This window comes from Methylocystis sp. JAN1, from assembly GCF_052186135.1.
Classification (GTDB): Bacteria; Pseudomonadota; Alphaproteobacteria; order Rhizobiales; family Beijerinckiaceae; genus Methylocystis.
This window is the reverse complement of sequence record NZ_CP181499.1, coordinates 2,831,329-2,843,524: the sequence shown is the minus strand read 5'-3', so window position 1 is coordinate 2,843,524 and position 12,196 is coordinate 2,831,329. Positions and strand designations below refer to the sequence as shown.

13 protein-coding genes are annotated in these 12,196 nt (G+C 64.7%); 12 read left to right on the top strand and 1 reads right to left on the bottom strand.

The features are described 5' to 3' along the window. The first annotated feature begins 13 nt into the window (after positions 1-13). The 9 genes from ACNHKD_RS13670 to glpD all read left to right on the top strand — a co-directional run bounded on the left by ACNHKD_RS13670 (position 14) and on the right by glpD (position 7,814). On the top strand, positions 14-571 hold the full coding sequence (locus ACNHKD_RS13670; protein WP_442756903.1) for a Uma2 family endonuclease: 558 nt from the start codon (positions 14-16) through the stop codon (positions 569-571). Between the two features lie 138 nt (positions 572-709). Further along, entirely contained in the window at positions 710-1,516 is an 807-nt protein-coding gene (locus ACNHKD_RS13665; RefSeq protein ID WP_442754031.1) for a segregation and condensation protein A, read from the top strand. Between the two features lie 77 nt (positions 1,517-1,593). After that, positions 1,594-2,349 carry an SMC-Scp complex subunit ScpB gene (scpB, locus tag ACNHKD_RS13660; protein ID WP_442754030.1) on the top strand — a complete coding sequence of 252 codons (756 nt, stop codon included), beginning with the start codon at positions 1,594-1,596 and terminating at the stop codon, positions 2,347-2,349. A 112-nt stretch (positions 2,350-2,461) separates the two neighbouring features. Next, on the top strand, positions 2,462-2,935 hold the full coding sequence (locus ACNHKD_RS13655) for a hypothetical protein (RefSeq protein ID WP_442754029.1): 474 nt from the start codon (positions 2,462-2,464) through the stop codon (positions 2,933-2,935). 106 nt (positions 2,936-3,041) lie between these two features. After that, positions 3,042-3,257 carry a twin-arginine translocase TatA/TatE family subunit gene (locus tag ACNHKD_RS13650; protein ID WP_442754028.1) on the top strand — a complete coding sequence of 72 codons (216 nt, stop codon included), beginning with the start codon at positions 3,042-3,044 and terminating at the stop codon, positions 3,255-3,257. A 157-nt stretch (positions 3,258-3,414) separates the two neighbouring features. Then, positions 3,415-3,858 (top strand): Sec-independent protein translocase subunit TatA/TatB, encoded by a 444-nt coding sequence (locus ACNHKD_RS13645; RefSeq protein ID WP_442754027.1) that lies wholly within the window; start codon positions 3,415-3,417, stop codon positions 3,856-3,858. Further along, positions 3,855-4,643 carry a twin-arginine translocase subunit TatC gene (gene tatC, locus ACNHKD_RS13640; RefSeq protein ID WP_442754026.1) on the top strand — a complete coding sequence of 263 codons (789 nt, stop codon included), beginning with the start codon at positions 3,855-3,857 and terminating at the stop codon, positions 4,641-4,643. Before ACNHKD_RS13645 ends, tatC begins: the two co-directional genes overlap by 4 nt. A gap of 123 nt (positions 4,644-4,766) precedes the next feature. After that, positions 4,767-6,101: a serine--tRNA ligase gene (gene serS, locus ACNHKD_RS13635; RefSeq protein ID WP_442754025.1), complete on the top strand. Its 1,335-nt coding sequence runs from the start codon at positions 4,767-4,769 to the stop codon at positions 6,099-6,101. Positions 6,102-6,353: 252 nt separating this feature from the next. Beyond that, positions 6,354-7,814: a glycerol-3-phosphate dehydrogenase gene (glpD, locus tag ACNHKD_RS13630; RefSeq protein ID WP_442754024.1), complete on the top strand. Its 1,461-nt coding sequence runs from the start codon at positions 6,354-6,356 to the stop codon at positions 7,812-7,814. 398 nt (positions 7,815-8,212) lie between these two features. Here glpD and ACNHKD_RS13625 read toward each other — a convergent pair whose 3' ends face one another. Then, on the bottom strand, positions 8,213-9,937 hold the full coding sequence (locus ACNHKD_RS13625; RefSeq protein WP_442754023.1) for an acyl-CoA dehydrogenase: 1,725 nt from the start codon (positions 9,935-9,937) through the stop codon (positions 8,213-8,215). 126 nt (positions 9,938-10,063) lie between these two features. Here ACNHKD_RS13625 and ACNHKD_RS13620 point away from each other — a divergent pair, with 126 nt between their 5' ends. The 3 genes from ACNHKD_RS13620 (at position 10,064) to ACNHKD_RS13610 (ending at position 12,194) form a co-directional block, all read left to right on the top strand. After that, positions 10,064-10,288 carry an FmdB family zinc ribbon protein gene (locus tag ACNHKD_RS13620; protein ID WP_442754022.1) on the top strand — a complete coding sequence of 75 codons (225 nt, stop codon included), beginning with the start codon at positions 10,064-10,066 and terminating at the stop codon, positions 10,286-10,288. A gap of 407 nt (positions 10,289-10,695) precedes the next feature. Next, a complete protein-coding gene (gene infC / locus ACNHKD_RS13615) occupies positions 10,696-11,223 on the top strand; it encodes a translation initiation factor IF-3 (protein ID WP_442754021.1) in 528 nt (175 codons plus the stop codon). A gap of 104 nt (positions 11,224-11,327) precedes the next feature. Beyond that, complete coding sequence (locus ACNHKD_RS13610) at positions 11,328-12,194, top strand: hypothetical protein (protein ID WP_442754020.1); 867 nt, start codon at positions 11,328-11,330, stop codon at positions 12,192-12,194. Positions 12,195-12,196 lie beyond the last annotated feature (2 nt).

The following is a 12,196-nucleotide window of genomic DNA, read 5'->3' as shown; positions in this document are numbered from 1 at the left end:
CTATCATTCCCCCATGTCCGCCGTCGCCCTTCCACAGCAGCGCATGAGCGCCCAAGAATTTCTCGCCTGGTCGCAGACGCAGGCGGGACGCTACGAGCTTGCCGGCGGCGAGGTTTTCGCCCAGGCGGCCGAGCGGGCGGCGCATGCGAAGGTCAAGTTCCGGATCGCCATGGCCCTGCACAACGCGATACGGTCCAAAGGCCTGCCTTGCCATGCGCTCCCCGACGGCATGGCCGTGCGTATCGACGCCGACACTGTTTTCGAGCCCGACGCGCAAGTCTATTGCGGACCGGAGCTGCCGCCCGACACGATCATCGTCGAAAGCCCGATCATCGTCGTCGAGGTGTTGTCGCCGTCGACCGGCAAGAATGACGCGCTGGGCAAGCTCGCTGCTTATTTCCGGCTGCCGAGCGTCGCGCATTATCTCATCGTTTCTCCCGACGCGCGGCTGATTTTCCATCACGCGCGCGGGGAAGGGGCGACGATTCTCACCCGCGTCGTCCGCGAGGGCGCGGTCGCGTTCGATCCGCCGGGCCTCGAAATCGCGCTTGCGGATATCTACGGGGAGTAGTCGCCGACTTTATCCACCCCTCTATCTTGTGGATGGAGCCCGCAACAGCTTCGCTGCGCTTGCGGGGCCGCCTTAAAGGGACCAATCTCCGGGCGTCATGGTGAATAAGCCGTAAACGGCTGAGTCGCCGGAGAATTAATGGCCCAGGAACTGTCATTCGATCTGTCGGAGGAACCGCGCGAGGAGGGCGAGGCCTTTCTCGTGGACGTCGACGGATTCGAGGGGCCGCTCGACCTGCTGCTGGAGCTGGCGCGTCGTCAGAAGGTCGATCTTTCCCGCATCTCCATTCTCGCCCTTGCCGAGCAATATCTGGCCTTTATCGAGGCCGCGCGGCGCGTGCGGCTGGAGCTGGCGGCGGATTATCTGGTCATGGCGGCCTGGCTCGCCTTTCTGAAATCCCGCCTCCTGCTGCCCGAGCCGCCCAAAAACAGCGACGAGCCTTCGGCCGCCGACCTCGCGGCCGCGCTCGCCGAACGCCTCAAGCGGCTGGAGCTGATCCGGCTCGCCGCCGACAAGCTCACCCAGCGCGGGCGGCTCGGGCGCGACATGTTCCTGCGGGGCGGGCCGGAGGGATTGGAGACAATCTCGCGGGCCAGATATCAGGCGAGTCTCTTCGACCTTCTCTCGGCCTACGCCCGCCAGCGCCAGAAAACCGCCGTCACCCGCGTGGTGCTGCGGCAGCGCGCGGTCTGGTCCCTCGCCGAGGCGCGCGAGGCGCTGGAGCGGCTCGCCGGGGTCGCGGCCGAATGGACCGTGCTCGACGACTTTCTGCTGCAATATTGCGCGGACATGCAGACGGCCCGCACCGTTCGCGCTTCGTCCTTCTCGGCCTCGCTGGAAATGGTGCGCGAAGGACATTTCGACATCCGGCAGGACCGGCCCTTCGCGCCGCTCTGGCTGCGCCGCAGGGCGCCCCGGGCCGAGGGAGAGCCGGCGAGCTTGTAGGTGGACCGCGAGCCTTCAGGCTCGCTCATGACGACAGGCGAAGCCTTCAGGCTCGCGATCCATATGGAGGACGCGCATTGGCGCAGCCCGCGGAAAAAATTGAGCTCTTCGACGTCAATAGCGACGAGGCGCTGGCCCGCAACGAAGTCGCGCTGCGCGAGGCCGAGCGCATTGTCGAAGCCATGCTCTTCGCCTCGCCCGAGCCGCTCGACGAGACCGAGATGGCGCGCCGCGTTTCGGACGAGGTCGAGCTGCCGCAGGTGCTGGAGCGGTTGAAGGCGCATTACGCCAATCGCGGCGTGAACCTCACCCGCGTCGGCAAGAAGTGGTTCTTCCGCACGGCGGCGGACCTCAATTGGATTCTCGCCCGTGAGCAGGTGGAAGAGAAGAAGCTCTCCCGCGCCGCGCTGGAGACGCTCGCCATCATCGCCTACCACCAGCCCGCGACCCGCGCCGAGATCGAGGAAATCCGCGGCGTCGCCATCTCCAAGGGCACGCTGGACACGCTGCTGGAGACGGGCTGGATCCGCCTGCGCGGCCGCCGCAAGGCGCCGGGCCGGCCGATCACCTACGGCACGACCGACAGCTTCCTGATGCATTTCGGCCTTGAGCAGATCGGCGACCTGCCTGGCCTCGACGAGCTCAAGGCGGCGGGTCTTTTCGACGGCCGCCTGCCCAAGGGCTTCGGCGTGCCGCAGCCCTCCGACGATACGGCGCTGCGCGACGACGAGGAGCCCCTGGAGGATGACGCTCCGCAGGCGCTGGAAATGGATTTCCCCGAGGAGCCGGAGCCCGCCGAGGCGCCGGAGGCTTTGAACGACGACGACACATGAGACGTCTTTCCGCAAAACGGCAGGCGCCATAGAGGCTGCGGAACGTCTCAATGACGCGCAATTGATCTGTTTCGAGGCGATGGAGGCCTCGACGGCCAAAAGGCGGGTCGCCTTGGCGAAGAAAGCGCTCGCGCTCAGCGCTCATTGCGCCGACGCTTACACGATACTCGCAGATCACGCGGCTTCTGGCGAGGAGCGGTTCGGCTTTCGCCGAAACGCTGTGGCGGCGGGCGAGGAGGCGCTCGGCAAGGATTTCGACGAGATCGTCGGCGCCTTTTGGATGGTGCTGGAAACCCGACCCTTTATGCGGGCAAAAGCGAATCTGGCCTCCGAACTCTGGGAGCGGGGAGAAAAGGCCGCGGCGATCGACGAAGCGCAGGACATGCTGCGCCTGAACCCCAATGACAATCAGGGGATGCGCGACTATCTGGCCGCCTGGCTCGCGGAAGCCGGGCGTTACGACGTTCTGGATTTCGCCGGCGGCTGGCGAACGCCGGAGGGCGCTCTCGAATGGCTTGGCGCTATTTTGCCGGACGCGGCGGCAAAAGCTCAGCCCTGCCGCTGCGTAAAAAAGCCCCCTGCCTGAATCTCCGGAAGAACGCCCGGTCCTTGTTTTTGGGTCTCGGGCCGCATAGTTTCGCGACAGGAGTGGCCGGAGCGCTCGGTCTGTATCTTATTCGGAGGTTTCCGCCATGGGCGGTTTGTCGATCTGGCACTGGATCATCGTCGGCGGCGTGGTGTTCATCCTGTTCGGCGGCAAGTTCAAAATCTCCGATGTGATGGGCGACGTCGCCAAGGGTATAAAGGCCTTCAAGAAGGGCATGGCCGAGGATGAGGCCGTCGAGGCGCCGAAGCCGGAGACGCGCGCCATTGATGTCGACAAATCGGCCGACGGCAAGCAGGTTTGACCGGGTAGGGACCCCTTCGCCAACCCTCCCCCGCGATGCGGGAGAGGCAGCAATCCGGGCCTTCGTCGACGCTGCCGGTCGGGCGCGTCCCCTTTCCCGCAAAGCGGGGGAGGGATAGGAGGGGCCTCTCACAGTCGCCCCTGTCTCGGACAAGGACATGTTCGATCTCGATCCTGGCAAGCTTATCGTCATCGGCATCGTCGCGCTCATTGCGATCCCGTCGAAGGATTTGCCGCGCGTGCTGCGCACGCTGGGTCAGGCGACCGGCCGCATGCGCCGCATGGCCGCTGAATTTCAGGGCCAGTTCATGGAGGCCATGCGGGAGGCCGAACTCGTCGATCTCAAGAAGGAGATCGAGGAGACGAACCGCGCCATCATGGCGAGCGCAAAGCTCGACGGCTCCTTCGACCCGCTGACGGAGGCGCGCAAGCAGATCGCCGGCGCGATCGAGGGGGAGCCCAAGGCGGAGAAGCCGGCCGAGGCGGCGAAGGACGATGACCCGGACGACGTCATGGCCGCCTTCGGAGCGGCCCCGCCTCCGGAACCGCCGCCCTCGGAGGCCGGCGAGGCGAAGGAACAGGCGGAGAAGCCCAAGGAATGAACGAGGCCGACGAAGCGGAGATCGAGGCCAGCAAGGCGCCGCTGATCGAACATCTCATGGAATTGCGCGAGCGTCTCATCAAGGCGTTGCTCGCCTTTCTTGCGATGTTCGTGCTGTCATTCTTCTTCGCCAAGGACATCTACAACATTCTCGTCATCCCCTATACGCAGGTCGCGGGGCCCGAGGCGAGGCTGATCTACACGGCGCCGCAGGAATATTTCTTCACTCAGATCAAGGTCGCGCTCTTCGCGGCGGCCTTCCTGTCCTGCCCGGTCGTGTTCTCGCAGCTCTACGCCTTCGTGGCGCCGGGCCTCTACCGCCACGAGCGGGCGGCCTTCCGGCCCTATCTCTTCGCGACGCCCATTTTCTTCGCAATCGGCGCGCTCGTCGTCTATTTCCTCGTCATGCCCAATTTGCTGCGTTTCTTCATCGGCATGCAGCAGGCGAACGAGCCTGGAAAGGCGCAAATCGAGCTGCTGCCTCGCGTGTCGGAGTATCTCTCGCTCATCATGACGCTGGTGCTCGCCTTCGGCGTGGTGTTCCAGATGCCGGTGATTCTAACCCTGCTGGGACAGGTCGGCATCGTCTCGTCCGATTTTCTGAAAGAGAAACGCCGCTACGCTATTGTCATCGTCTTCGTCGTCGCGGCGATTCTCACTCCGCCCGACGTCTTCTCGCAGCTTGCCCTCGCATTGCCGGGCATGCTGCTTTACGAGGCGTCCATCTATTCCGTCCGCATGGTTGAAAAGAAGAAGGCGGAAGCCGAGGCTGCGGCGCAGGAATAAGCGGCATCTGGTCGGCTTGACCCTCTTTCGCGGCTGCGAGAGAAATCAGCGCGACTCCCTCTCTCCGCAAGCGGGGAGAGGTAAAGACGCGAGCTGTTCATCTTTTCTGGCGCCGGGTGCGACATGTACGACATCAAATGGATTCGCGAGAACGCCGAGACCTTCGACAACGGCCGCAAGAGGCGCGGGCTGGAGCCGATGTCGGCCCAGCTTCTTGCGCTCGACGACGCGCGCCGCGCGGCGATTGCTCAGTTGCAGCAGGCGCAGGAGCGGCGTAACGCGGCCTCCAAGGAAATCGGCGCGGCGCTGAAGGCGGGCGACAACGCCAAGGCCGAGGCGCTCAAGGCGGAAGTCGCGCAGATCAAGGAGAACTGGCCCTCGCTCGAAGAGGCTGAGCGCTACGCCATAGCGGAGCTTGATAACGCGCTGGCGAGCATTCCGAACACGCCGCTTGATTCGGCGCCCGACGGCAAGGACGAGAACGACAATGTCGAAGTCGCCCGCTGGGGCGAGCCGCGCAAATTCGACTTCACGCCGAAAGAGCATTTCGAGATCGGCGAGGGCTTGGGCCTGATGGATTTCGAGGTAGCCGCCAAGCTGTCGGGCGCGCGCTTTGTGGTGAACAAGGGCGCGCTTGCGCGGCTCGAACGCGCGCTCGCGCAATTCATGCTCGATCTGCATACCAGCGACCATGGCTATCTGGAGGTCGCGCCGCCGCTGCTTGTGCGCGACGACGCCATGTTCGGCACGGCGCAATTGCCGAAGTTCCGCGAGGATCAGTTCTCCGTGACCGCCGGACGCCAGAGCGGACAGCCGGACCCGACGGCCGAGCCGCTGACGCCAGCGGCCGATTACTGGCTCATCCCCACCGCCGAAGTTCCGCTGACGAATCTCGTGCGCGAATCAATCCTCGACGAATCGCGGCTTCCGCTGCGCATGACCGCCGGCACCTATTGTTTCCGCGCGGAAGCGGGCGCCGCGGGCAAGGATACGCGCGGCATGATCCGCCAGCATCAGTTCTACAAGGTGGAGCTCGTTTCCGTGACGACGCCCGAGCAGTCGCAGGGCGAACATGAGCGCATGACCGGCTGCGCCGAGAAGATTCTGCAGGCGCTGGAGCTTCCCTATCGCAAGGTCGCGCTCTGCACGGGCGACATGGGCTTCGCCTCGCAGAAGACCTACGACCTCGAAGTCTGGCTGCCGGGACAGGGCAAATATCGCGAGATTTCGTCCTGCTCCGTCTGTGGCGACTTTCAGGCGCGGCGCATGAACGCGCGCTCGCGCGGCCCGGACGGCAAGCCGCGCTTCGTCCACACGCTCAACGGCTCCGGCGTCGCGGTCGGCCGCGCCATGGTCGCGGTGCTGGAGAATTATCAGGAAGCGGACGGCTCGGTGACGATTCCGCTCGTCCTGCGGCCCTATATGGGCGGGCTGACGAAGATCGAGCGTAAGGCGTGAGCACGTCTTCCTCAAAGTCGGGTTGACGCCCCTCGTGCTTCGAGACGCCTGCTACGCAGGCTCCTCAGCATGAGGGGCTTCTTCTTTCAGCGCTAATTACTTAGGCCTCATCCTGAGGAGCGAGCGAAGCTCGCGTCTCGAAGGACGAGGCCGCCTCGGAGGTTTTGCGGCAAACTGCGGCGGGCTCAAAACCGTCTTCCTTGCGCCCGCCACTGCCTGCCTTAGAGTGAAGCACGGGCGGGAGCGGCGCGCATGTTATACGATCTTCTGATCATCGGCGGCGGGATCAATGGCTGCGCCATTGCGCGCGACGCGGCGGGGCGGGGGCTTTCGGTACGCCTGGTCGAGCAGAACGATCTTGCCAGCGGCACGTCGTCCGCTTCGACGAAGCTCATCCATGGCGGCCTGCGCTATCTCGAACTTTACGAGTTCCGGCTGGTGCACGAGGCGCTGGCCGAGCGCGAGCTGCTGCTCGCCGCCGCGCCGCATATCATCTGGCCGCTGAAATTCGTTCTGCCGCATGAGAAGGGCCTGCGTCCCGTCTGGATGCTGCGGCTTGGGCTTTTTCTCTACGACCACCTCGCGCGCCGCAAGCGGCTCGAGGGGTCGCATATGGTCTCTCTCAAAGGCAATGCGCTCGGCGCGCCTTTGCGCGAGAGCTACAATGTCGGCTTCACTTACGCCGACTGCTGGGTCGAGGATTCGCGCCTCGTCGTCCTTAACGCGCTCGACGCGAAGGAGCGCGGCGCGACGATCAGCGTGGGAACGCAGCTGACGCAGGCGCGGCGCGAGGGCGGGCGCTGGATCACGACGCTGGAAGGCGGCGCGGAGATCGAGGCGCGCGCGTTGATCAACGCTGCGGGGCCGTGGGTTTCGCAAGTCATCGGAGGCGCGCTGCATGCGCATTCGCGCAAGCATGTGCGGCTCGTGAAAGGCTCGCATCTGGTCACGCGCAAGCTCTATGAGGGCGATCACGCCTATATCCTGCAAAACCCGGACGGCCGCATTGTCTTCGCCATTCCCTATGAGCGCGACTTCACCCTCATCGGCACGACGGACGCGCCCTATGACGATGCGCCGGGCCCGGTGTCGATCAGCGAGGCGGAAACCGGCTATCTGCTGACGTCGATCAATCATTTCCTCCGCAGACCCGTTGTCCGCGAGGACATTGTCTGGAGCTATTCGGGCCTGCGTCCGCTTTACGACGACGGTTCGCTGAACGCTTCCGTCGTCACGCGCGATTACGCTTTCGATCTCGACGCGCCGGAAGGCGCCGCGCCCGTTCTTTCCGTCTTCGGCGGCAAGATCACCACGGCCCGTCGACTCGCCGAACATGCGCTGGACGACCTTCGCGGCTTTTTGCCGCGGCATGGCGAGGCATGGACGCGCGGCGCGGTCTTTCCCGGCGGCGACATGGAGTTCGACGCCTATCTCTCGCATCTGAAAGCCGAGAAGCCTTTCCTCGGCGACACTCTCGCGCTGCGCCTTGCGCGGGCTTACGGAACGCGCGCCGAGCGCTTTCTGAAGCATGCGCATTCGATGGCGGATCTGGGTCGCGATTTTGGATGCGGCCTGACCGAGATGGAGCTGCGGTATCTGGTCGAGAATGAATGGGCGCGAAAGGCGGATGACGTCTTATGGCGCCGCTCGAAATTGGGATTGCATATGAGCGCGCAGGAGCAGACGGCTTTGCGAGAGTTTATGGGCGGTTAACGCGCGTAACCCCCTCTCCCCGCTTGCGGGGAGAGGGCCGGGGTGAGGGGCGAGCCACGACGCGAGCCTTTCGTCATTGCGCTAAAGCGCGGCTTACGAAAAGTGGGAGCCCGGTTTTTTGGCGACGCGCTCCAAATTATTAGAATCGATCTCGGTGTCTGCATAAGCATTCCGCCTGAACGCAGCGTGGTCTGATGACCAGCACGCACGGACATGGCCTTGCCCCTCACCCTAACCCTCTCCCCGCAAGCGGGGAGAGGGGATATGCTTGCGCCCGTCATTGCGAGCTTGTTTTCGAAGTCGGGTATACCCGACTTCGCAGATAGGCGAAGCAATCCAGAGTTACAACGCGGCCATTGGATTGCTTCGTCGCTTCGCTCCTCGCAGCAATGACGGCGTCACCCCCCAAACCAGCCATCGCCTTCCGTCACCGACTTCGCGCCCTCCATCACCATATTCGCTAATCCCGGCGCAGCGACGGCGATGTTCTTCGCGAAGAAATGCGTGAGCGTCTCATATCGCGCGGCGTCGGAACGGCCTGCATGACGCGCGGTCCGTGCGGCTTTTTCCAGCAGCGTCGCGCCGCGCGCCAGCGCGAAGAGGCGCAGATAGGGCGTGGCGCCGGCGAGCGCTTCGCCCGGCGCGGATTTCATCGCGCCCGCGAGATAGTCGGTCGCCTGCGCGAAGGCTTCAACCGCTTCCGCGACCGCGGCGTAACTGCTCTCGCGCGCAATGACGCGCATGTCCTCGATCTCGCGTTTAAGCGCCGCGCTGTTGTTCATTGGCAGTTTGCGGCCAACGAGGTCGATCGCCTGAATGCCGTTCGTGCCTTCATAAATCGCGCAGATGCGCGCGTCGCGCATGAGCTGGGCGACGCCCGTCTCTTCGATATAGCCCATGCCGCCATGCACCTGCACGGCGAGCGACGCGACCTCATTGCCGATGTCGGTCGAGAAGGCCTTGGCGACCGGCGTTAGCAGGCTCGCCCGCTCGTCTGCGTCCTTGGCTTTCTTTGCATCGTCGCAGCGATGCGCACGGTCGAGCGAAGCGGCGGTCTCGAAGCAGATCATGCGCGCCGCCATCGTCAGGCTCGCCATGGTGAGCAGCATGCGCCGCACGTCGGGATGCGCGATGACGGCGCTCGTCCCGGAGGCGCCGATCGCCCGGCCCTGCTTGCGCTCGCGCGCATATTCGAGCGCCGCCTGCGTCGCGCGCTCAGCCAGCGCCACGCCCTGAACGCCGACATTGAGACGGGCGTTGTTCATCATTGTGAACATGCAGGCGAGGCCGTTGTTCTCCTCGCCGATCAGGAAGCCCGTCGCGTCCTCATAGGCCATGGTGCAGGTCGGCGAGGCGTGGATGCCGAGCTTGCGCTCCACGCCGACGCAGCGCACGGCGTTGCGGCGCGTGAAGGCGCCGCTATCGCCCGGCAGCAACTTCGGAACGAGGAAGAGCGAAATGCCCTTCACGCCCGCCGGCGCGTCAGGCAGGCGCGCGAGCACGAGATGCGCGATGTTGTCGGTAAGATCGTGTTCGCCATAGGTGATGAAGATCTTCTGCCCCGTGATGCGATAGGAGCCGTCGCCATCGCGCTCCGCGCGCGTGCGCAGAAGCGCGAGATCCGAACCCGCCTGCGGCTCGGTCAAGTTCATCGTGCCGGTCCATTCGCCGCTGACGATCTTGCCGAGATAGGTTTCCCGCAGCGCGGCGGGGGCGTGCGCCTCCAGCGCTTCGATGGCGCCGTGGGAGAGCAGCGGGCAGAGCGCGAAGGAAATGTTCGCCGCGTTCCAAATTTCCGTGCAGGCGGCGTTGAGCAAAACGGGAAGGCCGAGGCCGCCATATCGCGGATCGGCGGAGATTGCGTTCCAGCCGCCGTCACGCCAACCCGCATAGGCCTCGCGCCAGCCGGGGGCGGTGGTCACTTCGCCATCCACGAGCTTCACGCCAGCGCGGTCGCCGACCCGGTCGAGCGGCAGAAGCTGGCCTTCCGCGAATTTCGCCGCTTCGTTGAGCGTCTGCTCGGCCACGCCCCCGGCGATATCCGCGTAGATCCCTTCGGCGTCTTCGCCCGCCGCGAGATGGAGCGCGAAGAAAATGTCTTGAAGCGGGGCGCGATAGGTCATGTCGTTTCTCGAAGCGAGGTCTCGGGACTCAATCTAGCGCATTCGGCCGCGCGGTCGTCCCGCTTTGCCGCGGCGCAGCGACGGCGTAACATAGGCTTCCTCGAATTTTCCACCTTGTGAGAGACCATGCCCCTCTACGCCTTCCGCTGCCAGCAATGCGCCCATGAGTTCGAGACGCTGGCGCGTTTCGAGGAAACGCCCGGATGCCCCGCTTGCGGAGCCGCTCATGTCGAGCGCCAGCTTTCCCTGATCGCCAAGCCCGCCGCCGGCGGCGATGCGGACGCCGGACAAAGCTGCGGCGCCATGTCGGGCGGAACGCCCTGTCCGAGCTGTCCCGCCCTGGCGAATTGACGTGAGAGGGCGCCCCTCCCGGCGCCCGCCGGATTTTGGCTCCCGCCAACGGGCTGGCCTTCGAGATTTTCGAGGCCGGGGAAGCTCTGGCTTACGCCTGCCTCTCCGGAAGAGAGCGCCAAGTTGGTGATCCGGGGGCGAAAAACTGCCGGGGGCGAGCCATTTTCGACTCCAGGGCGCGCGAAATAAAGTGGCGGCGTTCGTCGGCGGTTTCTTTTAATGCGTAGTTCGGCGTGAATAATGCCCAAACGGCGGGTCTGGCCAGTTGACATGCCGCGCTTTCGTGAGAATCTCCCGTACTCCGGACTCCGGTCCGGAGCCCTATATGCGCGCGCGAGGGCGCGCTGATTTCAATCAGGGCCGAGTTTTTTCGGTCTGGTAAAGGAGAAAGATCCATTCGCAGGCCAATGAAGAGCACCGCGGCGCCACAGAAGGAAGGCCCGCGCATCAACCGAGAGATTCGCGCCCGTGAAGTGCAGTTGATCGATTCCGAAGGAAAGAATCATGGCGTCGTTCAATTGCTGGACGCGCTGGGCATGGCCGAGCAGGCCGGGCTCGATCTTGTCGAGATCGCGCCGAATTCGATTCCTCCGGTCTGCAAGATTCTGGACTATGGCCGCTTCCGCTTCGCCGAGCAGAAGAAGGCCGCCGAGGCCCGCAAGAAGCAGAAGGTGGTCGAGGTCAAGGAAATCAAGCTTCGCCCCGGCATCGACGAGCATGATTACGACGTCAAGATGAAGGCCGTCCGCCGCTTCTTCGAGGAAGGCGACAAGGTCAAGGTGACGCTGCGCTTCCGGGGCCGCGAGATCGCCCATCAGGACATCGGCTATCGCCTCATGACGCGCGTGAAGTCCGAGACCGCGACAGTGGCCAAGGTGGAGCTGGAGCCGTCCATGGAAGGCCGGCAGATGGTGATGGTTCTGGCGCCGAGATAAGGCGCTTCGCTCGTCGGCCTCGCCGGCGGGTCTGGAAGGGGTTGGGCTTGCCGATGTCGACCGCGCCGTCCTGGACAATTTTCGCTCGGGCGGCCGCCGGAGCGATGTCGGCTGCGCTAATTTGCGCCGCCGCGCCCGTGACGGCTCAGCTTGCGCTTCCAGGCGCCGTTGCGCCCACGCCCGAGGGGACCGTGACCTCGCCGTCCGGCCCCCCGAAGAAGAAGAAAGTCAGCAGCGGCGAAATGGGCGCCGCGCGCGGGCCGATCGTCATGCCCAAGGCGCCGTCCGAAGATACGATCGTCGGCAAGACGCTGAAGCTGGACGGCTCGGGCAGCGCCGTCGAATTCTCGCGCGCCGGGACGGAGCTTCAGGTCGCCAAGCTCACCCTCTCGGGGGATCGTTTGTCGCGCTCCGGCGAGGAGTGTCGCGTCGACGTTTCCGGCATGCCTCTGAAACTGACGTCGCAAAACAGCGGCGCGGGGCTGCGGCGCTATCAGATCAATTTTCCCGCCTGTCCCTTCACCATGGACGTGCTGGACGGCGCCGTCCTTGTCACCAACGAGGGCAAGGCCTGCGAAATCAAGGTTGCCGACTGCCGTGCCGATCCGAGCGGCCTGTGGGGCATGGCCGAGAGCGAGTTCGACCCCAAGAAGGCCGAGGAAATGCTCGGCGCCCGCGCCAAGGTCGAGAAGACGGTGCGCGCCGATTTCCGCGAGCTTTATCAGCGCAACAGCAAGGACAAGCTGGTCCGCAATTTCGTGGTGAAAGAGCAGGCGGGCTTTTCGTCCTGGCGCGAGGAAGTTTGTCGCAATTATGCGAAGGAATCGGACTTCGGCTATTGCGCGCTCCGTCTCACCGAGGCTCGCGCCATCGTGCTCGGCGCCCAGCTCGCGAGCGGGGTGAAGCTCCCCGAGGGCTACGCCGAAGCCGCGGCGGCCGAGGAGGCCGCAGCCAAGACAAAGAAGAAGTAAGC